Raw genomic sequence first — 22,626 nt, 5'->3', positions numbered from 1 at the left:
GGTTGGGCGTCAAGGGTCGCTGTCCGAACCGGTCGTTCGACTTCACTCGGGGTCGGTGACTCTTGTCGCCATTGGCTTATCGGTCTGACGCATATGCGGAGCGCACTAACGATCCGCTTGACCACGCGTGTTCTGCGGACGCGCAGGGGCTCCATCACGGTGTCTTCGACATTCCTGACTCACGTACTGAACGGTGGCAAATCTCGCTTCATTCGTTTCTTTTAAATCTTCGACGTCCATGGACGATTGAATGAGTGGCTTAATCTCTCGTCTCAGACAGCTACGGCATTCTGACCAGGCGATCGCCGCGTCGGTTCGTGCCACCCTGTTGGAGTCGCTATACGCATCCCCTCAATCGCTGATCATCGGCGCGATTACCAGCAGCGGTATTACGGGCATCGTCGCCTACGTCAGTGGCAATCATTGGCTGGTCGTCTGCGCCTTGGCGATCGCGCTGGTTGCGGGAATACGAATGATCGATGCGCTGAAGCGACCGGGTCGGGCTGCTCGGACAAGATCATCGAAAAACGGCTGGGCGGCACGGCAGGAATTTATCTATCGGTCGGGCGCACTGGGGTATTCGGCGCTGCTCGGCACGTTCGGGCTTTTGACGCTTGTCCATAGCGACGACGGCGTTCTTCAGCTGCTCGCGGTGACGACGACGATCGGATACGCTGCAGGGATTGCGGGTCGCAACGCCGGGCGGCCCTGGATAGCGCTGTCCCAATTATGCTTCGCCTCGCTGCCCCTGACCGTGGGGCTGGTCGTTTCGATGCAGCCGTTGAAGATGGCACTGGCTGCGGTGATCGTCCTGTTCGTCGTGGCGATGATGGACATCACCTTACAGACTTATGGCGTCATCTTGAAGGCGACGCTGGTATCCCGCGAGAAGGCGGCGCTCGCCGAACATCATGCTGCCGTCGCCCGCCGCGACGACCTGACCGGCGTCGCCAACCGGACGGCGTTCCGCGAACAGTTCGAGTCGCGGTTGCAGGCTTTAGGTCACGGCAACCGACGCCTCGCCATTTTCTGGATTGATTTGGACCGGTTCAAGGAGATCAACGACTCGTTCGGGCATTTGGCCGGCAATGCGCTGCTGGCAGGGGTGGCACAGCGGCTCGACACCGAATTCGGCGCAACCGGGATCGTAGCCCGGCTGGGTGGCGACGAGTTCGCGGTGATCTGCGACGTCGTCTCGCAAACAGAAGCCGTCGCGAAGGGCGAGCGGATCATCGCGCTCGTCGAGCAACCAGTCCATCACGACGGCCGCGCGTTGTGCGTCGGGGCATCGCTTGGCATCGCGGTCGCACCATCCGACGGCATCGACGCGGACACGTTGTTGAAAAATGCCGATCTCGCTTTGTACCGCGCAAAGGAGAGCGGCCGTGGCCAGATGCGGTTCTATGAGCCGCTGATGGACGAGAAGATCGAACGGACGCGCGATCTGGGCGCAGAGATGCAGGGCGCGCTGAAGCGCGGCGAGTTCCATCTCATGTTCCAGCCGATCTTCGACCTGACCGGACAGCGCATATTGTCCTGCGAGACGCTGCTGCGTTGGACCAACCGCCGTTACGGCGCGATTTCGCCCGCCGAGTTCATACCGATCGCCGAGGAGAATGGGTTGATCGTCGTGATCGGTGACTGGGTGATTCGGGAAGCGTGCCGGACCGCCAGCGACTGGCCTAAGGACGTGACCGTCGCCGTCAACTTGTCACCGATCCAGCTGCGATCGGCGAACATGCCGACCGTCATCATGAGCGCGCTGGCCGCCAGTGGCCTGGCAGCGGACCGCCTTGAGCTGGAGGTGACAGAATCAGTCCTTCTCGAGGATATTGATGCGTCGCTGGCGGCGCTGGACGCGATCAACCGCCTTGATGTCCGGACCACGCTAGACGATTTCGGGACGGGATATTCCTCACTTAGCTACCTGACCAAGTTTCCCTTCCAGACTTTGAAGATCGACCGATCGTTCATCACGGACCTCGAGCAGAGCCCGGCATCGGTTGCGATCGTCCAGACCGTGATCGAACTGGCAGCCAAGCTGGGTATGCATACGGTGGCCGAAGGGGTCGAGACGCAGGCGCAACTCGAACAGTTGCGCCGTACCCGCTGCGATGCGGTGCAGGGTTTTCTGCTGGCACATCCTATGCCGGCAAGCATGGTCATGACGATGCTTGCCGGCAAAGACGTCAAGGCGTTAGGCCGCTCCTGAGCGGGACGCTACGCTGCCTTGTCCAACAGCCGCGTCTGCGCACCAACCAGGCGGCGCATCAGCTTGAGGTCCGCCTCGCTAAGCCTGAGCGCGGCATCCGCCCACAGATCCACGACCGCCTGCAGTTCCCCGAGTGGCAGCGGATTGACCGACCTCGACGCCTCGTAGATCGCGCAGTGCCCGCTATGCCGGCGGCGGTTCTGGCGAATATAGCGCTCGACTTCGGCACGGCCCATGCCGGGATCGGCGAGCGCGTGGACGATGCCGAGATCGTACAGCTCTTCGGCGGTGTACGACCGGCCGCTCAGGATCATCTGCTCCGCCCGCGCCGCGCCCAGGCGCCGGGACAGGAAGCAATGCGCCCCCATGCCGGGAAAGAGACCGAAATTGGTTTCGGGCAGGCCGAAATGCGTGCCGCGTTCGGCGACCACGACGTTGAACGACAACAGCGCCTCGAACCCACCCCCCAGCGCATCGCCTTCCACCAGTCCGATCGTGATGATCGGTTGATTGAGGCTCAGCATGTTGCGGTGCAGGATATGGACACATGCACGGCCGTAGCGGACGAGTGCCTCCCGATCGCCGTTGCGGATGTGCGCCGAGAAGAGATCGAGGTCACCGCCCAGGGAAAACACGCCGGGAAAACGAGATCCGAGGACGACATACCGGATCGGCATGGTAGCCGACGACCGTGCGGCTGCGATGTCGTTCTGCCACTGAGTGAACTCGGCGAGCAAACCAGGGTTGAAGCTTGGCCGGCTGCGTTGGCGCATATAGGTCCAGAGGGTTTCGAGTTCGGCGTCGAAATGCGTTTCCAGATCGACGAACTCGAACGGGCGCCGGCTGGGCACCGCGCTCAAGGAATGAATTGAGGCCTCGTGAAGCTCTTGGTGCCTTTCGGAGGGTATGAAGGGGGAATGTTCGAAGGTCATTGCGACGTCCTTTTTTACAAGCAGCGATCTGCTGCGCGAAAAGGTTACGTCGGAATCCGAAATCCAAACTGCGATTCGGTCGGCAATTGCGGTGGTTGGTCGTGCGTTCGGGACTTTACAGCCCGATCGTGGCGCGCAGGGTTATGGTTCTCGGCCGGATTGGAACGGTCTGCGTGCTCGTGGCCAGCGTGAACGGATTGCCGAAGCCGAAACTGTTGCCGCGGCTGTCGAGCAGGTTGTCGACGGCGATCGACCAGTGCCACGGCCCGCGGTCGATCGTCGCGCCGGCGTCGATCGTCGCGTAGTTCCCCGCCGGGCGATCCAGCAACGGATCGAAGCTCAATCGCGTGCGACCGGTATAGCGCGCGACACCGTAAACCGACGCGGGCGAGCCGAACGCGACGAGGGTTCGCGATGCCGTCAGTCGAGACGATATGTCGGGAACGACCGGCAGGCGCCGATCGTCGCGATCGAGGCCGGTGTTTGACGACGGCGACGTCAGACGGGCGCGTTGCAGCGTGGTCCCGAAATCGATCGTGATCGGGGACAGGTTCAGGACGCCGCCGAGTTCGACGCCGTAGTTTACTGCATTGCCCGCATCGACTGTACCGAGAAGTCCGTCGGGGCCGACCGTATCGCTGCGCAAATGCTGCCACGCCGAACCAAACACGGCACCGTGGAAGGCCAGCCGGTCACGTGCGACGCGGATGCGCCAGCCGAGTTCCAGGCTCTGGAGTTCGTCGCCGGGGATCCGGAGATTGGTCGGATCGGCTGTCCGGCTGATCCCCGCGGGACGCACGGCGCTGGCATAGCGAAGCCAGACGAGGCCGAGATCGTCACGATGCCAGCTAAGCGTTCCGCTGGGGGTAATGCCGATACGGTTGGCGCGAACGCGGCCGGGTGCCTGTTGTTCGAGATGGCTCGACGTCGAGAAGGCCCGCAGCCCGAGCTTGAAATCGAGCGCGCTCGAGAGGCGCTGCGTACCCTCGGTGAACACGGCGAGGTCCGTGACGTCCTCCTCGTCGCGTCGCACGTCGATGGTGTCGTCGCCGACCGACGTGAAGCGCCCCTTCAGAAGACTGGTCGAATGCAGGATGGTCGCACCGATGATCCAGGGATGGCGCGCGGTCGGGTCACTCAGCCGGACCTCCTGCGACAGCAACCGCGCGGAGCGATCCTCGATATAGGCGACCGGCGATGCGACGCCGAGCGACGATGCCAGAATGCTCGCATCATAGGTGCTTCCGAACTCCTGGTCGACATAGGCCGTCGTGGCCTGCGCCTCGAGCTTGCCGATCGGCCCCCGCACAGTCAGCGCTCCGGATGTGAAGTCGTTGTCCTGCGGCTCGGCGATCCGCGTGGCGCGCGAGAGGCCGCTGGTCGCATATTGGCTGTCGCGCGCGTCGATGCGTTGGGCGACGCCGCTCAAGGTCGCCGACCACCCCTCGCCGATCGACCAGCGCAGCGCGGCACGGCCGCCGACCCGCCGCGTGCGGTTTACGTCGCGCCGGTCGCGCCCGGTATCGTCGATCCAGCCGGGGATCGTCTCGGCCCAAGCTGATGTTCGTAGCGCGACCGTCCCGGTGACGATCGGGAGGTTGAGCATCCCCTCGACCGCGCCACCGACCGCACCGTTGTTGATGCCCGTTCCCTCGACCGCGACGCCGCCCGCGCGCCGATCCAGGTCCGGCGCGGCGGTCACGACACGAACGACCCCGCCGAGTGCACCGGTGCCGTAGAGCGTGCCCTGCGGTCCGCGTAATATCTCGATCCGGTCCACATCGACGAGCCGCAGGTCGGGATCGGGCGACGAATAGCCGATCCGCGCATCGTCCAGATACAGGCTTACGAGCGACTGGCTGGTGCCGTTGAATGCGCTGTCGGCAACCCCGCGGAGAAATATCCGGTCACGGCCCGGGCCCAGGTTCGTGGAAAATGCCCCGTCGGTCGTCGTCATTACGTCCGTCAGTCCACGCCGTCCCGCCAGCCGACCCAAGCTAGGTGCGCCGACGATGCTGATCGAGGCGGGAAGATCGGACAGCCGTTCGTCGCGCTTGCTGGCGATTACGACGATATCGCCGGTCATCAGCGTCCCTGCGGCGTCAGCGCGACGCGCCAACGCGCGCGGTGGTTTTGCCGGAATAGCCTCGATCCGCCACGTGGTCGCATCGACCTGCACCGCCCGCAGCCGGCTGCCGGCCAACATGCGGCGCACGGCCTGCGCTACGTCAGTTGAATGGTCGACCCGCTTGACGACGAGATCCGGCAACCCACCGGCCATCCCGATCGAGATCCCGGTCTGGCTTGCGAGCGACTCGAGCGCAGACCGTAACGGTCCCGCAGGGATCGTAATCGAACGCCTGGCCGGTGGAGCCCGTTCAGCGTCCGCCGGCGGCACCCAGATGCACGACGCCAGCAACCCGACGAACGCGTATCGGCAACACTGCCTGTAGCTGATCGACGAGCCGCGATCCGTCACCAATCGTCAATACCCCGGAAAAGCGCAGGTTCGCCGCCGATGCGTCAACGGTCAACGGGCTGTCCGCATACCGCGCGATATCCGCGGCAACCAGTGGCAATGGGGCGCCGTCATAGTCGAGCCGGCCGTCGGTCCAGTCGGACACGCGCGCAGGATCGACCTTCCGCCGTTCGGCAATCTGTTTGTCCTGCGTGATATCCAGGTTCTGGCCCGCGTGCAGCGTCGTTGCGTCGGATGGCGTGCCACCGACGGGCGTGACGCTCACCATACCCTCGGCGACGGTGACGGCGACCCGTCCACGCGCACTGACGACATCGAACGTCGTGCCGAGATCGCGTACTTCGTATCCGCCCGCGCGTACCATCAGGACGCGCGAAGGATCGTGCCGGACGGCAAAGTTCGCCGCACCCTGTGCGATCTCGATCACCGGACTACCGCCGCCGCTGACGGACACGCGAGAGCCGCGATCGATCTGCATGCGACTGCCATCGGCAAGCGTCACCGACCGGGTTTCGCTGCGACCCGTCTCATAGGCCTGCGCCGCGTCGTCGCCCGACGGCGCGACCAACATCAACGCCAGCCCTGCGGCAAGCGCTCCACTGGAACCGAGCGCCGCCCACTGCCACCGGCGACCGCGCGCTGCTGCGCGGGGTACGACGTCTTGGTCGGCGATGTCTGCATTGTCGTCATTCGCCGGCAGGCGCGCGGCGATCGCCGGTGCGGCAGCGACGAACTCCGCATCGAGACTCGCGATCGAATCATAGGCATTGCGATGGGCCGGGTCGGCCGCCAGCCACTCGCCAAACCGGTCCCAGTCCATATCCGGCGCGTCGAGCCGCGAATGCCACGTCGCAGCGGCTTCGACCGCGCTATCCGTCGCAGCGTGCGTGTCAGTCATGCGTCCCCCTTTCCGGCGGATGCCCCCCGCCTGCGTCAGGATCGACGCAACCCGCGCCCATCCTGCAAACCTCTCCCGATGAATATCGGACCGCTTGATAGACGCCGCGGCGCGGATCGAACCGCACCCCTCCCCCTAAATCATTCATCCAACGCCTTTCTCAGATGTCGGAGAGCGACGGCGATGTGTTTTTCGACAGCGCTTCGCGAGATGCCGAGTTCGGTGGCGATGTCGGCATGGGACACGCCGTCTATACGGTGGCGACGAAAGACGCGCATCGCACCCTCGGGAGGGCCGGACAGCGCAGCGGCCAGCCGATCGAACCGCTCGCGGCTGGCGACCGCGTCGAACGCGGAGGGCGCATCGTCGACCGCCTCTACACCGACGATCGACGTCGTCGCGTCGACATAGCCAATGTCGCGACGCTGACGACGGCCATTCGCACGGACACGGTCGAGCACGATGTTCATGCCGACGCGGTGCAGATACGCTAGCGGATTGGCGATCGGTCCCGTTGCCTGTCCCAGCGACGGCTGCGCCGTGTGGAGCCAGATTTCCTGCACGACGTCCTCGGCCTCCGCGACGCTGCCCGTCCGCGCCGCAAAGAACCGGACAAGCCGGCCACGGTTGGCAGCGAGTACGGCGGACAGGCCTTGGGACTGGCCCGCGGAAGGTATTGTATCGGGGTCGGCTACGGCATTCCTCCGAGGCTCATCGTCGCTGGAAGAGCGTCTTGCTCCTGCCCGTCCGGGATGTCGCCCTGAAAAATAAGACCGTCGGCGTCGGGTCAGCGCGCTGAGTGGTTCGGTACAATCCCGACACGGTCGCACAGGCGGATCGCCGCGGCAGCAAAGGCCAGGACCGCATACGCCGGAATGGCAAGGTAGAACAGCGGACAGCGCCAGGCGGAGCGCGGGTGGACGATGGCATCGATCAGGCGTCCGTCGCCCCGAAAATCGCAGAGCGGCACCGCCGCTTCGGGCGGCTCGGCTCCCCAGACCGGATCGTGATCCGAGACGTGTATCGGTTGCAGGGCGAAATGGGTCGCGGTCATCGACATGATCCTTCTCTCCTCACCAGATTCTCGTTCGCGTACAGTGCCAGCAGCGCGTCGAAGTGATCGTCCATCGTGCGGACCGGGGCTGCCGCGCGTGGCGTACGACAGTTGCGTGCAACCGAAAGGATCGCCTCGGACGCCGCCAGCGCGTCGCTGGACCGATAGAGGACGCCACCGGATTTTCGCGCGAGGTCGGCAGCGCCGCCCCGGTCGGGGGCGATCAGCGGCAGGCCGGAGGCGATCGCCTCGGCGGCGACGAAGCAGAAGGTTTCCGCCTCGCACCCGTGGATCAAGGCATCCGCGCTCGCCATCATCCGCGCTAGTGCCGCACGATCGGTGGTCGGTTCGAGCAGGCGAACGTGGGGATTGCCGTCGATCGCCTCGATCACGGGACGCTGGCGTGATCCGCCACCGACGATGACGAGACCTACCGGCGCCTGCGCCCCCGCCATGGTCGCCGCCTGCGCCACCATCGGCCAGCGCTTTTCCGGTGCGTGGCGGCCGACGCCGATCAGCAGCATCGCATCTTCCGGGAGCCCGCATAGCGCCAGCATCTCGCGACGCACGGTCATGTCACGAAGCGCTGGAGAGAACTGGCCGGGTTCGACGCCCATCGGATCGGTCAGCACTTTTTGCAGGCCGCCCTCCCGCAGCCGTTCGCTCAGGCTGTCGCTTGCGCTGACGATCATGTCGAAGCGTTCGTCGAGGCGGCGTAAGTGGCGCCAATACCAGTCGAACGCGCGATCGATCGTCTGCGTCGATGCCACGCCGCCGAACCAGCGATACGCATAGGCCGCAAGCGGATCGGCGTGAGCGATCAGCGCGAGCCGCGCCCGGGCGCCGCGTTCGCTTTTCCAGTCCGCGACCATCGACGCGCTGCGCCAGGGCGACGAGACTTCGACCAAGTCAGGATCTTCCTCATCAAGCACGCGGTGAAGTGCCGAGCGATTGGAGAAATAACGGTAGGACCGGTCGAGGGGAAACCGCGGCGAGCGCACCCAGCGGATGCGCGCGTTCGGTCCACGACGTTCCTCGCCGTCGCGCTCGCCCGGTGCGACGACCACCATCTCATGCCCACGTTCCGCAAAGGCGACGAGCTTGCGGTCGACATAGGTCCGGACCCCGCCGCCGCTCGGCGTGTAGAAGGCGCAGACATCAACGATCTTCATGACGGCCCTCCCCTTCCGACATAGCTGCGCCCGGCAACAGATCCGCGTAGCGGGCAACCGTGCGGCGGCCCGCCAGACCCCGGATGGTCCGATCGATACTGGTCATAAGCGACTCCTTCGTGACGTCACCGGGATGCACGGCCACCCGCAGCGTCGGGAGCCAGTCCGGGAGCATGCGCGCGGCGGCGGCGACTGCGAGCGAACTGGCGGTGCGCGCGCGGGAGCGACTTGCCCAGGTGACGACGGGACCGCGCGCGACGACCGCGTTGTTGACTGGACGCCAGACCCGGAGATGGTCCTCCGCGAGCGCGAAATCGCATGCCTTCAGCGCCGATATCGCGCCCGGGCCGTAGAGCCAGGCCGGCGCGATGAAGCCGGCGACGGGGCCGCCGATCGCCTGTTCGACCATATCGCGTCCGGCGCGCATCCGGTATTCGGCCTCGTCCGCGCTGAGTCCGAGAAACTCGCCCTCGCCCGCGGTCATGTAGCGCGCCTTCATCGTCGCCGCCGTGCTGCTGTGTGCGCTCGTGTCGCGGTGGAACCAGCCGTGGAGGAACATCTCGACGCCCGCATCGGCCCATTCGCGCAACCGGCGCGCGAACGCCGGCGTCCGGTCGAGCGGCGCCGCGCCCCAGTGATCGGGGACGACCAGCATCGCGAACCGCGGCCCGCCCAGGATCGCGCCGATCATTTCGACCAGTCGCTCGATGGGATCGGCGAATGCCGGCGAGACATCGTGGATCGACACGATGAGGCGCCGGTCCGGTGACGGCGGACGCACGGCCTTTGGCAGGGCGTTCACGACAGAAGGTCGAGCAGCTTGGGCACACACATGCCCCGGAGACGGCACCGCGCGATCCGAACCGCAGTCCGCCAAGATTATTTTTTGTGGCGAATATTTCGGGCTGCGGATGCTGCGATGCGGTGACGTCCAGAACCCATGACACATCCCGGCTCCCCCGCCGTCGCGGCATCGCTGCGTCATGGAAATCAGATTGCCGTCCCGGTCGCCGTACGGCGCAGGGCGGCATGAGTAACGCCCTCAACCCGGCGGCCCTGCCCGCCCCCAAGCTTCCGCTGAAGACGATCGAAGTCCGCAAGGGAATCGTCGCGCGCGGGCTGACGCCTTTGTTGTCCGCGGCGATCCTGATCGCGGCGTTGTGGCAGCTGCGCTATCTCGACGTCCGCGGCGTGATCGCGATGGTGCCGCGCTCGCCGCTGTTCTGGCTGCTGTTCGCGGCCGGCTATCTCGCGCTGCCGGCGAGCGAGTGGTTGATCTATCGCCGCCTGTGGACCCTGCCGCCGCGCGGATTCCTCGCGCTGTTGCGCAAGCGGATCAGCAACGAGATCATCGCAGGCTATTCGGGCGAGCTGTACTTCTATGCTTGGGCGCGGCGGCATGCTTCGCTGGTCGGCACTCCGTTCGGCGCGATCAAGGACGTGTCGATCCTGTCCGCGGTCGTCGCCAACGTCTGCACACTCGCGCTCGCCGCGGTCAGCTGGCAGTCGCTGGTTGCGCTGAACCTCGGCACCGATGCCAAGGTGATGATCGTATCGGCCGCGAGCATCGCGTTGCCGTCGGTCGTCGCGCTCGTGATGCGCAAGCGGCTCTTCACGCTGCCGCGCGATGAGCTCGGCCGGATCGCGGTCATCCACCTGTTGCGGATCGTCACGACGACGGTCTTCGCCGCCGCGCTTTGGGCAGTCGCACTGCCCGCCGCGCCGCTCGCCTGGTGGCTGGTGCTGGCGACGTTGCGGCTGCTCGTCTCCCGCCTGCCGCTGTTGCCGAACAAGGACATCGTCTTTGCCGGCCTCGTCGCGTTCACCGTCGGGCAGGCCTCCAACGTCGCCGCGATGCTGACGATGATCGCGGCGCTGTGGCTAGTCACGCACCTCCTGCTCGGCGCGGCGCTGACCGCGGTCGAACTTCTCAATCCGGAGCATAATCAATGATCGTCGCGCTCTTGGCCCTCGCCGCAACGCCAATCGCGTCGACCCCTGCGCTGGGGACCGCGGCGGCGCAGTGCCGGCCGCACGAGACGGGCCCGGCGATCGTCGTCACGGTCGAGGGACTGAAGGACCGCGTGGGCAACCTGCGTGCCGAGATTTATCCCGCGGTCGAGGGTGAGTTCCTGGCCGACGACAATGTGCTGGTGGCGCAGGGCAAGACGTTTCGCCGCGCGGTGATCCCGGTTCCGGCATCAGGTCCGGCGCGGCTGTGCCTGCGGGTTCCTGGCGAGGGTGCGTATGCGCTCAGCGTCGTCCATGCCCGCAGCGGCGGGCACGGATTCAGCCTGCTCCACGACGGCATCGGTTTTGCCGGCAATCCGCGGCTCGGCCATTCCAAACCGAGCGCGGAGGCGGCGCGGGTCGTCGCGCATGCCGGCATCACGCCGACGACGGTGGTGATGAACTACCGAAGCGGACTGTTCTCGTTCGCGCCGCTGAAGCGCTGACATCGTCATAAATATGCCCGGGCAGGTGCGGTTCCGGCCGGACCGTGGCGTCACCCACGCACATACAGGAATTGGATCGCCAATGGTTTCGCGTCGTCTCGGTCGGTTTGCCGTTTTCCTCGCGCTGTTTGCAGCAGCCGCATCGCCCGCAATCGCGAGCAGGCCGGAATCGACGGTATCGGTCATGACCTACAATGTGCACGGCCTGCCTTGGCCGATCGCGGAGGACCGGACGGCATCGCTGTCGGCGATCGCGGCACAGCTCAAGGCGATGCGCGCCGCCGGGCACCAGCCGAGGATCGTCGCGCTGCAGGAGGCGTTCGTGCCCGACGCGAAGGCGATTGGTGCCGCCGCCGGCTATCGCTACATCGCGTTCGGTGCCACCGCCGACGCCGCCGCGACCGCCGAAACGCCGACCGACCGCAGCTTTGTATCGGCCGGCAGCATGTTCCGCGGCGAACAGGTCGGCAAGCATGTCGACAGCGGACTCGCCATCTTTTCCGATTATCCGATCCTGGCGGTGCGGCGGATCAGCTATCCGGTCTGCGCCGGCTATGACTGCCTCGCCAACAAGGGCGCGATGGCGGCGATGATCGCGGTTCCCGGATTGGCGGGGCCCGTCACGGTGATAGACACGCATTTGAACTCGAACGGCGCCACCGGCGTATCCGAGCCCCGCGCGCTCTATGCGTACAAGCGCCAGATCGACCTTTTGAGCGCGTTCATCGGCTCGATGGAACGACCACGTGAGACGCTGCTCGTGGCGGGCGACTTCAACGTCGGGCAGGACATCGCGCGCCGCGCGTATTTCGCGCAGCACATGTTCGGCGGGGCGATGCCGCTCACGGGCGGCGAGCAGCGGTGTCGGTCGACCCCGACATGCCTGGTGACGCAAGCCGCCGACGTCGCAACCTCGACCGGTCGCGCAAAGGACTGGCTTATGTACCGCGCGTCGGATGCGTCGTCGGTGAAACCAGTCGCGTTGAGCGCGCCGTTCGGCCTTGCTGGCGACAAAACCATGCTGTCCGACCATATCGGCGTGATGGTCAGCTACAGGCTCGACGGGGTCGCCGTCCGGCCGAAGATGGCGGCGATGCTCGCCAGCCGCTGAGGGTTTTCCGTACGGGTTGCGGTCGTCCCGCGGCTACCGTATCCCCGGGTTCATAATACCATTATGATACCGGAGACGATCATGACGCGACAGATTGGCAAGTTCGGCCTCGTGCCCTCGCTGATGGTTGCCGCGAGCCTGGCGAGCCTCGCGGCGGGATCCGCCTCGGCCAGTCCGGTGACGATGCCCGCACTGTTCCCCACGCCGACCTCGATCGAGCTCGGCTCTGGGACGATCGAGGTCGGGCGTTCGGTATCGCTGATCGCAGCGCCGGGCGTCGATCCCGACACGATTGCGCTGGTCCGCAGCATCCTGACGGCATCGGGCGTCGAGACGATCACCACCGCCCGGCGCCTGCCCTCGGTCATCGACGGGACGTATGTCGTGCTCGGGACCGCCGCCGCACCGATCGTCCGCGACGCGCTTAGCCGCAGCCGCGCGGTGGCCGACGACCATGCCGAGGGCTACACGATCGCGAGCCTCGCTTCGGCAACGGGCGGCGTCGTCACGCTGGCGGGTCACGATGCCGACGGCCTGTTCCATGCCGCACAGACGTTTCGCCAGCTTGCAAGGCGGCCGACGATCCCGGCCATGGTGATCCAAGATCATCCGGCGATGCCGATCCGCGGCACGATCGAGGGATTCTACGGCGCGCCGTGGTCGATGGCGGACCGCACCAAACATCTCGACTTCCTCGCCACGGTCAAGGCGAACACCTATGTCTACAGCCCGAAGGACGATCCGTACGCGCGCGATCGCTGGCGGGAAGCGTATCCCGCCGCGACGCTGAAGGCGCTGGGGACGCTCGCGACGACCGCGCGGCGGAACCATGTCGACTTCGTCTACGCGGTCTCGCCGGGGCCGTCGGTATGCTTCTCCGATCCAGCGGACGTGCAGGCGCTGGAGCGCAAGTTCGACGCGATGCGATCGATCGGCGTCGGCAGCTTCTACGTCGCGCTCGACGACATCGAATACACCAAGTGGAATTGCGAGAAGGACAAGGCGTCGTTCGGTCCGTCGGGCGCGGAGGCGGCAGGCATCGCGCAGTCGCAATTGCTGAACGCGGTGCAGGCGAACCTCGCGGCCAAGGACCCGGCGGCGCGTGCGCTGATCATGGTGCCGACCGAATATTACGACGCGAAGGAAACCCCGTACAAGGCGGCGCTGCGCAAGCATCTCGATCCGCGGATCGTCGTGCAGTGGACCGGTACCGACGTCGTGCCGCCGGCGATCTCGATCCCCGATGCCAAGGCAGCGACCAAGGCGTTCGGTCGCAAGACCCTGTTGTGGGACAATTATCCGGTCAACGATTATGCGCAGACCACGGGTCGCCTGCTGATGGCGCCCTATACGCGGCGCGAGGCAGGGCTGTCGGGTGAACTGACCGGTATCCTGTCGAACCCGATGAACCAGGAGGCTCCTAGCCGTCCGGCGGTGACCGGGGTCGCCGCGTTCGGCTGGAACGACAAGGCGTATGATGCGCAACGGACGTGGCATTTCTCCGCGCGGGAACTGGCGGGCGGCGACGAGCGCGCGACCGCGGCGCTACTGACGTTCTTCGATACGCAGCACATGGCACCGACCTTCGGCAGCCAGCCCTGGCAGGAGCAGGCGCCGCGATTGAAGGCGGCGCTGGACGGCGTGCGGGAGGCACTGGCCGGCGGCGATGCGGCGGCGCGGCGTGAAGCTATCGCGGACCTGACCGCGCGTGCCGACGAAATCACGAATGCGCCCGACATCATTCGGTCCGGGACCATCGACCCCGGTTTCGCGGCGCAGTCGCGGCCGTGGCTGGACGCGATGCTGCGTTGGGGGCGTGCGCTCCAGTTGACCGCCGCCGGCCTCGACGCGGCCGATCACGGCAGCAGCGCCGCGGGACGGTATTTCGCCGATGCCAAGCGGCTGGCCGCCGAAGCCGCAGCGATCCAGAGCATTCCTGGCGCAACGCGGTTCGACGGGCCGATCAAGATCGCGGATGGCGTGCTCGACACGTTCGTTGCCGACGCGCCGACGCTGATCGCGTTCGACCGCGCTGGCAACGCTTCCCCCGCCATCGAGCGGTGACCGATGATCCGGTAGCGGACGGCGCGACCTTACCGGGTTTCGATCGTTGCCACCGGATGGAGTCCGAAGACCGTTCTGCCGCCGAAGCCCGATGGCTGAAACTTACCCGCGAGAGTTTGCCGGCGGTGGCGGGTACACGCCGCTGGCCGGTCGTGGCGGATCATTGCTTCCAGCGCATCTTCCTCGACACTGCGTGCGACGGCGTGTGGTATGACCGCATACCGGGCCGCCCCGCGTATGCGCACGCCGACCGCGCGCTGCTGGACCGGGCCATCGCGCTGGCCGAAGCTGCGCTTGCGGATAAGGTGGACCTTGCCGTTCTGAACCGCCGTTCGCTGACCTGGCGGAGAAAACGAACGGTCCCGCTTACCGGATCGTGACGACGACCTGGTCGGTGGCGCGACCGGCTGTGTCGACGAGCCGCAACCGGTGGCGGCCCGGCGGAGCGAAGAACAGCAATTGCTGGGCGGCGGGGCCGAGGTCGCGATTGTCGAGGAACACATGATGCGCGCGGACGTCACCGGTGGTCTCGATCGCGAGGCGCTGGCGGTCGGCGGGGATGTCGGGGTCGATCGCGTAGACGCTGCCCGAGGCGGGGTTGACGATCCGCGCGCGCCGGGCGGTCGCTGGCGCCGCGGCGATCAGCGACTGGCCGGTGCCGCGGAGGAAATATTCGATCCGTGGCTGTTCGATCGCGTCGGCAAATGCGATGCGGCGGCGCTCGATGCCGGCGGGGATAGGGGGCCCGCGTTCGTCGTCGCGTCCGAGCGCCAGCATGACGTCGCGCCAGACCGGCGCCGCGCCACTGGTGCCCGAGACCGCGCGCATCGGATCGCCCTCGACGTTCCCGACCCAGACCGCGACGGTGTAGCGGCGCGAGAACCCGACGCACCAATTGTCGCGCATGCCTTTCGAGGTGCCCGTCTTCACCGCTGTCCAGAACGGCAGGCGTAGAGCCGAGTCCAGACCGAAGGTGGCGGCGCGGGCATTGGGGTCGGCCATCATGTCGGCGACGATCCAGGCTGCGGCAGGGGTCGTGACCGGGCGTGCGGCGACGTGGGGAGCATCAGCGGTCAGCCGCAGCGGGGACCAGCGGCCGCCATTCGCAAGCGACCGGTACGCGTCGGCCTGCTCGAGCAGCGTCACTTCTGCCGATCCGAGCGCGAGGCTGAAGCCGTAATAATCGCCGTCCTCGACGAGACCACGAAAGCCCGTATCCCATAGCCGGTCGCGAAACGGCTCGACCCCAACCAGCAACAGCGTCCGCACCGCGGGCACGTTGAGCGATCCCGCCAGCGCGCTACGCACCGACACGCGCCCCTTGAACCCGCGATCGTAATTCTGCGGCACGTAGAGCCCCGACGCGGTATCGAGCTGCACCGGAGAATCGTCGAGCACCGACGCTGGGGTCAGGTATCCGCGCTCGATCGCCTGCGCGTAGAGGAACGGTTTCAGCGTCGACCCGGCCTGGCGATAGGCGTTCGCGGCATCGACCGCAGGGGCGGTCGAGGCGCCGCCGATCCCGCCGACATAGGCAAGGACGTCACCGCTGGCATTGTCGATCACGACCGCGGACCCGTCGCGCGCGCGCGATCCGCCCAGCCCGAGAAGCTGGCGACGCAGCGCGGCGGCGACCGTGCGCTGGAGCGCGGCATCGAGCGTGGTGGTGATCCGCAGGCCGGGCTTGGTCAGCAGGCGATCGGCGAGATGCGGCGCGAGCCCCGGATCTAGCGCGAGCGTCCGCACCGGGCCAAGCATCGACGCGGCCTCGCTCGCGAACCGCGTACAGTCGCCCGCGCCCCCCAATCGGCAGGCCCGCGCGGCGATGCGAGGGGCGGGCGCCTGCGGATCGGGGAGCAGCGCGGTCAGCAGCAGCGCGTCGTCGCGTGCCATCGCCGCGGGGGTCTTGCCGAACAGCGACAGCGCCGCCGCACCAATCCCCTGCGCCTCCCCGCGGAACGGCGCGAGGTTGAGGTACGCCTCGAGGATCTGGTCCTTGCTCCACGTCATCTCGAGCGATCGTGCCGCGCGCATCTGGCGAAGCTTGTCGCGCCAGCCGCGTGCGCCGGGCATCGCCAGTGTCGGCGACAGGAACGCCGCGACCTGCATCGACAGCGTGCTGGCACCCCTGCCCCGCTCACCCTTAGCGTGCGCGCCAACCGACCCGAGGATCGCCAGCCAGTCGACGCCGCCGTGGCTGCGGAAGCGGGCATCCTCCGCCGCGACGACGGTGGCGGGCACGACCGGGGCGATCTGATCGAGCGGCACCCATGCCAGCCGCCGCGCCGCGAAATTGACGCGCGCGCTGTCGATCAGCACGCCGTGGCGATCGTACAGCCACGCCTCCGACGGCTTCCACGCAGCGCGCACCTGCGCATAGCCCGGCAAAGGCGGCGGGAACGTCGCCCAGTCGAACCCGACCGCGGCCAGGATCAGCACCAGCAGTCCGGCGAGCGCCGCGCGCTGCTTCATCGATCCGCGACGACCATCGTCTGGTTCGGCACCGCGGCGCGAATTGCCGGCGAATACATCGCCTCGACCCGGCTTGGCGGCATCTGGAACCGGCCGGCACCGTTGAGCCGCACCGTGTACGTCACGGTGGTGGTCCCCTTGGGCAGCCAGGCGAAATAGGCGCGCCACGTATCGCGGCCGCGTTCGACGTAGCTCGGACCGCCACCCTCACCATCTGCCGCGCCGCCTTGCTGGAGCAGTTGCGACTGGCCGCCGAGATCGCCGATCACGGTTGCGCCGGCGGGCACCGGATCGCTGATCGCGACCCAGTTGCGCTCGGCGGTCGCCTCGACCGCGAGCGTCACGCGGAGCACGTCGCCCGTCGTCAGCCGCCCTGGTGTGCGCGCCTGCACGACGTCGACTTTCCGCGTCAGGCGATAGCCCGCGAACAGCGGTTGCCGCAGCGGCACGGCCGCGGAGATCGACACGGTCGCCCACGGCCCCGCCCCGCCGCCTTGTGCCAACCGCAGTGGTCCGGCGGCGGCCAGCGGGAACGATACCGTCCGCGCGGGTTCCGCCAGCGGCCAGCCGCGTGCGACGCTCCGCCCTGCGTAAGACAGCATCGTCGTCCCCGTGACCGCCTGCGCCGGATAGACCTGCGCGAACCGCCGCGCGGCGATCGCACCCCAGGCGTTGGCGGTGGTCGTATCCCAATGCCCGCGCGACTGGCGCAGCGCCGTGCCGACCATCAGCCGCGGCGCATCGTCCTGCCAACCCGGCCGCCCGAGCACCGCCGCGGTCGCCTTGTTCGCGGCCTCGTCCGCCGACGACATCAGCCACCACGACGCGTTGGCCGAGTCCGACAGATCGAGCCGGGTGCCCTCGAACACGAGGCGCGTGCGCAACACCGCCTCGGCCTGCGCCTTGGCCTCGGTCGACGCGCCGGGGATCGCGGTCAGCGCGGTGATATAGTCGGCGAGGCTCGCGGTCGGCATTTCCGCGGGCGTCATGCCGATCTGGCCGAGCATCGCTGCCGTCGCGTCGCCCTGCCGCGCCAAGGCCGCCAGTGCCGCGACCTTGGTCAGGCGGACATCGCCGTAATCCTCATGCCGCAAGCGCCCGTCGAGCACCGCCTTCATCGCCTCGATCATCCGCGCGCGCTGGACCGGCGGCAGCCACAGGTTCGCCGCGCCCGTCATCGACAGCACATAGGCGGTCAGTGCCTCGGACCCCTGCAGGCTGTCACCGGGGAAATACCGGAGCAGGCCATCGGGCGCCTGATAGGTCGGGATCTCGCCCGCGAGCGTCGCCCAGCCCGCCATGTCGCCGAGCACGACGATCCGCGACAGCCGCTGTTCGAAACAGTTGAACGGATAGCGGCTCATATAGTCGCGGACCCCGGCAAGCGACGGCGCCAGCGTATCGGCAAGGCGGATGTCGACGCTGCCACGACCCGGCAGCGCCCCCATCGGCGGCGCGATCGGGATCAGCGTAGTCTCACCGACCTGCGCGAGCGTTGCCGCCCAGATCTCGGTCGGCACCGCCGGGATGACGTCCTGCGTCACCGTCACCTGATCCGTCGCGCGGCCGTCGTTACTCCTCGCGCGCACCGTCCAGCGCAACGTATCGACTCCGGACGGCGCGGTGAGGTTCCACGCCACCGGTGCCGCACCACCCGCGGGAATGGTGACGGTCAGCGGCTTGCCCTGCGCGATCCGCGGGAAGACATCGACGTTCGCCGTGACTGTCATCGCGCGATCCGATCCGTTGCGCAGCGTGAACCGCGCGCCGTAGAAATCGCCCGAGCGGACCAGCGGCGGCATCCCGGCATAGAGCGACAGATCCTGCGCGGTGCGGATGTCGGTGCTGCCGGTACCGAACGCCTGCGCACCGTCGGTGGCGATCACGACCAGCTTGAACGACGACAGCGCATCCGACAGCGGCACGGACACGCGCGCACGCCCTTGCGCATCGAGCGGGACATGCCCCTTCCACAGCAATACCGGCTGGAAATTCTCGCGGTTGAGCCCCGACAGGTCGCCGCCACCACCGCCGCCACCCGCTTCGAGCGCCTTGCGTCCATAATGCCGCTTGCCGACGACCTGCATCTGCGCGGTCGCGGTCAGCACCGATAGCGGCCGATCGCCCATCATCGCGTCGAGGAGGTTCCAGCTGTCGTTCGGCGCGAGTTGCAGCAACGCCTGGTCGACCGCGGCGAACGCGACATCGGCCTCGCGTGCCGGGCTGCCATCGGGCTTCCGGACCTGGATCGCGACGTTGGCCGTGCCCCGCGGCGCATAACGCTCGCGGTCGGCCTTGACCGCGACGGCGAGCGTATGGCCTTCCCAGCCGACCTTCACCTTGGCGATGCCGAGGCGGTAGGCGGGCTTGGCAAGATCGACCAGCGCGGTCGGCTCGGCGGCGTCCTCCGGCGTATCCGACAGCCCGAGCGTTCGCGCGATGCGGTGGATCCAGCTCCAGAAGCCGCTCTCCACGCGCCCGCGCACGACCAGCACCGAGACATAGACGTCGGGCGCATAGGCCGCGTCCATCGGCACCTCGATCACCGGGTCCTTGCCCGACAATTCGGTCACGAAGCTCGACAACACGCCCTCGCGCTCGACGCTGACCAAAGCGGTCGCGGAGCGGAACGGCATCCGCACCTGGAACCGCGCGGTCTCGCCCGAGGCATAGGTGAGCTTCTCGGGAACGACATCCATCCGGTCGCCATTGTCGCCGCCGAACCACCAATCGTCGTTCCCCGCGAGCCACACCGACTTAACCGCGCGGGCGACGTTGCCGTCGGCGTCGGTGGTGGTGACGACCGCGTAGATCTCGCCCGAGACGCCCGGATCCGCCTTGCACTGCGCGAGCCCCTGCGCATCGGTCGTCGCGCTGCACGACGCCGACAGCTTCGTCGTCCGCATCCGGTTGTCATAGGCATAGAACCCACCGATCAACCGCCGCCGAGCGGTCAGGATCTGGCGATTGTAGAGCGCGACCGACAGCTTCTGCCCCTTGATCGGCTTGCCGTCGGTATCGAGCGCGACGAAGCGCAGGCGCAGATCGTCCGCGCGCATCATCCAGCCATCGGTGGCGACGCCGAGCTGCACGCCCGAGGCGTAGATCGGGATCGATTTCGAGGCAGTCAGCGTCTCGCCATTGGCATCGCGGTAATCCATCTCGACCTGCATATCGGTCGTGCCGGGCAGCGTTTGCGGCATGTCGACGGTCATCCGCCGCGTACCGTCGCTGCCGAGCGTCGCCGGCAACATCTGCGTCGGCGGCAACGGCGTCTTCGCATCCTCGCCCTCGCCGTCGAGCGGCTTGACGCCCTCGGTGATCGGTTCGCCGCCGAAGCTGAACTTGTCATAGCCGACAGGCGTCGCACTGTGCGCGAACCAGCCGATGCGGACGTCGACCGGCAAGTCGGGAGCACCGCCGCCCGAGAGATAGCCGGCGAACAGATCGAGCTGCGCGGTCCGTGGTTTGATCAATGCGGTCTTCGGCCCGGTCACGCTCGCGCGCATCGTCGGCAGGCGGTATTCGTCGACCTTGAACGACTGCGCGGACTCGCTGGTGGTGTCGCCAACGACGAAGACCAAGTCGTAATCCCCCATCGGCGCGCCCTTAGGGGCGGTCCAGACGGTTTCGCCGGTGCCGTTGGCGCCGATCGTCACAGGCATCTCGAACTGCGTGTCGGAGCCGCGATGCGACAGCCGAAGCGTGCCGGTAAAGCCCGGCGCCAACGAGAAGCCGCGCGCGTCGGGGCGGCGCAGGATGTGCTTCATGTGGATCGTCTCGCCCTGGCGGACCAAAGCGCGATCGAACACGGTGTGGATGATGTCGGTCGCCGCCGAATAGCCATAGGACAGGTCGAAGTCGAACGGCCGGATGCCCTCGCCCCAGTCGGTCAGCGTGAAGCTGAAATCGTCGCCAGTACGCGCCGAGATCATTAGTGGATGCGGCGAACCCTCGCCCTTGCAGCTGCCATAGGTCTCGGGTTCGGGCAGCCCGCGCGCGACCATCAGCCCGCCGCTCCTGTCGGTCGCGCCGCGCGCGAGTGGCTTGCCCGTGCAGCTGTCGCTGACCTGCACCACCGCGTTCGCCACCGGCTTGCCGGTCGACAGCCGCGTGACCCAGGCGAGCGAGCGATCGCGTCCCCATTCGAAATGCACGGCCAGATCGGTGACCAGCGCCGCGCTCGCGACATAGCGCGGCACGTCGCGACCGAGCAGCGCACGGCCGAGCGTCGGGCTGGCGAGTTCGACGACGTAGAAGCCGGGCTTGCCGAGCGGAAGTCCGACGACCTCGAAATCCTTGCCCTTGCCCGGCAGATCGAGCTTGAACGGATCGCCCGCGCCTCCGCCACCGCTCCCGAACAGCAGCGGCTTCTCACCGGTATGGTTGATCTGGAGCGGCTCGGCGCCCTTGCGCTCGATCGTCTGGTAGTCGGTCTTGCCCGCCTCCTCGACGCGCCGCAGCCACGCAGCGATCTCGCCGTCGGTGCCGCCCACGCGCAGCCGCTGGCCGCCGATGCCCGCGGTCTGGCCTTGCAGCGACGGCTCGACGTTGCGGACGGTAACGGGCAGCACGCCGCCCTGTTTCGCCTCGAGGATGCCGAAATCAGCCGCGAACTTGACGAGCGGCGGGGCTTCGTCGAACTTCACCTCGAGCGGAAAGCGTTCGCTGTTTGCAAGGATCCGGCCGCTTTCGTCCTTGAGGTCCGCGGGGATCGACACGTTGCCACGCGTCGCGAAGGGCAAGGGTGCCGCGAACCTGATCTGTTCGATCGTCGCGCGGGTCTTCTCCTCGTCGCTGAACACGGGCGCGACAGACTTGCCGTCGGCAAGCGTCAGGCGGACCTGCGTCGCCGCGCTCATCGGGACCGGCGCGGAGAACCGCAGATACGCCTTCTCGACCGGGCTGCATCCCGCCGCGGTGTTGACGCGCGAGCATTCGAACCGCGCGGTGAAGGGTTTCCGAACGGTGAAGTCGAACCGCTGGTCGGCGCCGGCGAGCTTGCCCCCGGCGCTGGCGATGTTGCTACCCCAGACCAGCGCCATGTCGCGGCCGGGCGGCAGGGGGCGACGGCATTTCAGCGCTGTAATGCCGGCCAGTGCACGCTGGCGCGACGCGGCATCGGCGGGGATCGTCTTGGGCAGCCCGGCGCTTTCGAGGAAATTAGTGACTGCGTAGTTGTTGCCCAACCCGGCGAGCAGCTTGCCGGGCAGATCGGGCGCGAGCACGTCGACCGCGATCTTCTCGCCGATCCCGTCGACCGCGCAATAGGCGTTGGCGGCGATCGACCCACGGGTCGCGAGCATGTTCGCGGCGACCAGGAACACCTGATCCTCCTCGATATCGCCTTCGCCGGGCAGCACCGCGCGGACGATCGGACCACCGGCATCGACGGTGAAGCTCTCCGTGTCGACGCCGTATCCAGCCGCGCTCTTGAGTCCTTCGCGCGTCGCGAGCGTACAGCGCGTTCCGCCCGGCAAGGGCTGCGCGAAGTCCCAGACATAGGTCTGCTGATCCGCCCAGCGCCCTTCGCCCGGCACTGCGCACTCGATCTTCAGCGGCGAGGCGGCGCGCGGATCGCCCAGCGGGACGATCGCGGCGCTGAACCGCACGGTAAAGCGTGTGATCGTGCCGTCCGAGATGTTGGGCGTGGCAAGCGTGACGTGTGGCGTATCGCCCCCGAACGCGGCAACCGGCGCGACGACGATCGCTAGCGCCGCCCACAGTCTCGCAAATCGCATGCCCGCTCTCCCCGCCAACAGAATAGGGGCCGGGC

At 67.3% G+C, this 22,626-nt stretch carries 15 protein-coding genes; 6 read left to right on the top strand and 9 right to left on the bottom strand.

The window, feature by feature from the left end:
- Window positions 1–328 precede the first annotated feature (328 nt).
- Window positions 329–2,212 carry an EAL domain-containing protein gene (locus E5673_RS11695; protein WP_168711615.1) on the top strand — a complete coding sequence of 628 codons (1,884 nt, stop codon included), beginning with the start codon at window positions 329–331 and terminating at the stop codon, window positions 2,210–2,212.
- Between the two features lie 8 nt (window positions 2,213–2,220).
- Here E5673_RS11695 and E5673_RS11690 read toward each other — a convergent pair whose 3' ends face one another.
- The 7 genes from E5673_RS11690 to E5673_RS11660 all read right to left on the bottom strand — a co-directional run bounded on the left by E5673_RS11690 (window position 2,221) and on the right by E5673_RS11660 (window position 9,495).
- The gene (locus tag E5673_RS11690) at window positions 2,221–3,063 is read right to left on the bottom strand and encodes a crotonase/enoyl-CoA hydratase family protein (protein WP_247599677.1); all 843 of its coding nucleotides are present in this window, start codon (window positions 3,061–3,063) and stop codon (window positions 2,221–2,223) included.
- 196 nt (window positions 3,064–3,259) lie between these two features.
- A complete protein-coding gene (locus tag E5673_RS11685; protein ID WP_136190140.1) occupies window positions 3,260–5,425 on the bottom strand; it encodes a TonB-dependent receptor plug domain-containing protein in 2,166 nt (721 codons plus the stop codon).
- A 97-nt stretch (window positions 5,426–5,522) separates the two neighbouring features.
- Entirely contained in the window at window positions 5,523–6,521 is a 999-nt protein-coding gene (locus E5673_RS11680; RefSeq protein ID WP_136190139.1) for a FecR domain-containing protein, read from the bottom strand.
- A 140-nt stretch (window positions 6,522–6,661) separates the two neighbouring features.
- Window positions 6,662–7,171: an RNA polymerase sigma factor gene (locus E5673_RS11675; RefSeq protein ID WP_136191480.1), complete on the bottom strand. Its 510-nt coding sequence runs from the start codon at window positions 7,169–7,171 to the stop codon at window positions 6,662–6,664.
- Between the two features lie 137 nt (window positions 7,172–7,308).
- Entirely contained in the window at window positions 7,309–7,575 is a 267-nt protein-coding gene (locus E5673_RS11670) for a hypothetical protein (RefSeq protein ID WP_136190138.1), read from the bottom strand.
- A complete protein-coding gene (locus E5673_RS11665) occupies window positions 7,572–8,747 on the bottom strand; it encodes a glycosyltransferase (protein WP_136190137.1) in 1,176 nt (391 codons plus the stop codon). Before E5673_RS11665 ends, E5673_RS11670 begins: the two co-directional genes overlap by 4 nt.
- Window positions 8,734–9,495: a polysaccharide deacetylase family protein gene (locus E5673_RS11660; protein ID WP_247599359.1), complete on the bottom strand. Its 762-nt coding sequence runs from the start codon at window positions 9,493–9,495 to the stop codon at window positions 8,734–8,736. Before E5673_RS11660 ends, E5673_RS11665 begins: the two co-directional genes overlap by 14 nt.
- Window positions 9,496–9,776: 281 nt before the next feature.
- Here E5673_RS11660 and E5673_RS11655 point away from each other — a divergent pair, with 281 nt between their 5' ends.
- The 5 genes from E5673_RS11655 (at window position 9,777) to E5673_RS11635 (ending at window position 14,758) form a co-directional block, all read left to right on the top strand.
- On the top strand, window positions 9,777–10,700 hold the full coding sequence (locus E5673_RS11655; protein WP_136190136.1) for a hypothetical protein: 924 nt from the start codon (window positions 9,777–9,779) through the stop codon (window positions 10,698–10,700).
- The gene (locus E5673_RS11650; RefSeq protein WP_136190135.1) at window positions 10,697–11,203 is read left to right on the top strand and encodes a DUF2141 domain-containing protein; all 507 of its coding nucleotides are present in this window, start codon (window positions 10,697–10,699) and stop codon (window positions 11,201–11,203) included. The genes E5673_RS11655 and E5673_RS11650 overlap by 4 nt, the downstream gene beginning before the upstream one ends.
- 82 nt (window positions 11,204–11,285) lie before the next feature.
- On the top strand, window positions 11,286–12,314 hold the full coding sequence (locus E5673_RS11645) for an endonuclease/exonuclease/phosphatase family protein (protein ID WP_168711614.1): 1,029 nt from the start codon (window positions 11,286–11,288) through the stop codon (window positions 12,312–12,314).
- A gap of 81 nt (window positions 12,315–12,395) precedes the next feature.
- Window positions 12,396–14,378 (top strand): beta-N-acetylglucosaminidase domain-containing protein, encoded by a 1,983-nt coding sequence (locus E5673_RS11640; RefSeq protein WP_136190133.1) that lies wholly within the window; start codon window positions 12,396–12,398, stop codon window positions 14,376–14,378.
- A complete protein-coding gene (locus E5673_RS11635) occupies window positions 14,375–14,758 on the top strand; it encodes a GCN5-related N-acetyltransferase (protein ID WP_247599358.1) in 384 nt (127 codons plus the stop codon). Before E5673_RS11640 ends, E5673_RS11635 begins: the two co-directional genes overlap by 4 nt.
- Here E5673_RS11635 and pbpC read toward each other — a convergent pair.
- Together pbpC and E5673_RS11625 are read right to left on the bottom strand one after the other, a co-directional pair.
- Window positions 14,745–16,850, bottom strand: coding sequence for a penicillin-binding protein 1C (gene pbpC / locus E5673_RS11630; protein WP_136190132.1), 2,106 nt, complete (start codon window positions 16,848–16,850; stop codon window positions 14,745–14,747). The genes E5673_RS11635 and pbpC overlap by 14 nt on opposite strands.
- Complete coding sequence (locus E5673_RS11625) at window positions 16,847–22,591, bottom strand: MG2 domain-containing protein (protein WP_136190131.1); 5,745 nt, start codon at window positions 22,589–22,591, stop codon at window positions 16,847–16,849. Before E5673_RS11625 ends, pbpC begins: the two co-directional genes overlap by 4 nt.
- Window positions 22,592–22,626 lie beyond the last annotated feature (35 nt).

The organism is Sphingomonas sp. PAMC26645 (assembly GCF_004795835.1).
Classification (GTDB): Bacteria; Pseudomonadota; Alphaproteobacteria; order Sphingomonadales; family Sphingomonadaceae; genus Sphingomonas.
Note: the sequence above shows the minus strand (reverse complement) of the source record. Positions and strands in the feature narration are given on the sequence as shown.

Excerpts from the sequence above, each read along its gene's own strand:
- E5673_RS11650 (WP_136190135.1), top strand. The coding sequence starts at position 10,697 with ATGATCGTCGCGCTCTTGGCCCTCGCCGCAACGCCAATCGCGTCGACC.
- E5673_RS11670 (WP_136190138.1), bottom strand. The coding sequence starts at position 7,575 with ATGACCGCGACCCATTTCGCCCTGCAACCGATACACGTCTCGGATCAC.
- E5673_RS11655 (WP_136190136.1), top strand. The coding sequence starts at position 9,777 with ATGAGTAACGCCCTCAACCCGGCGGCCCTGCCCGCCCCCAAGCTTCCG.
- E5673_RS11680 (WP_136190139.1), bottom strand. The coding sequence starts at position 6,521 with ATGACTGACACGCACGCTGCGACGGATAGCGCGGTCGAAGCCGCTGCG.
- E5673_RS11625 (WP_136190131.1), bottom strand. The coding sequence starts at position 22,591 with ATGCGATTTGCGAGACTGTGGGCGGCGCTAGCGATCGTCGTCGCGCCG.
- pbpC (WP_136190132.1), bottom strand. The coding sequence starts at position 16,850 with ATGAAGCAGCGCGCGGCGCTCGCCGGACTGCTGGTGCTGATCCTGGCC.
- E5673_RS11685 (WP_136190140.1), bottom strand. The coding sequence starts at position 5,425 with ATGGCCGGTGGGTTGCCGGATCTCGTCGTCAAGCGGGTCGACCATTCA.
- E5673_RS11640 (WP_136190133.1), top strand. The coding sequence starts at position 12,396 with ATGACGCGACAGATTGGCAAGTTCGGCCTCGTGCCCTCGCTGATGGTT.
- E5673_RS11645 (WP_168711614.1), top strand. The coding sequence starts at position 11,286 with ATGGTTTCGCGTCGTCTCGGTCGGTTTGCCGTTTTCCTCGCGCTGTTT.
- E5673_RS11665 (WP_136190137.1), bottom strand. The coding sequence starts at position 8,747 with ATGAAGATCGTTGATGTCTGCGCCTTCTACACGCCGAGCGGCGGCGGG.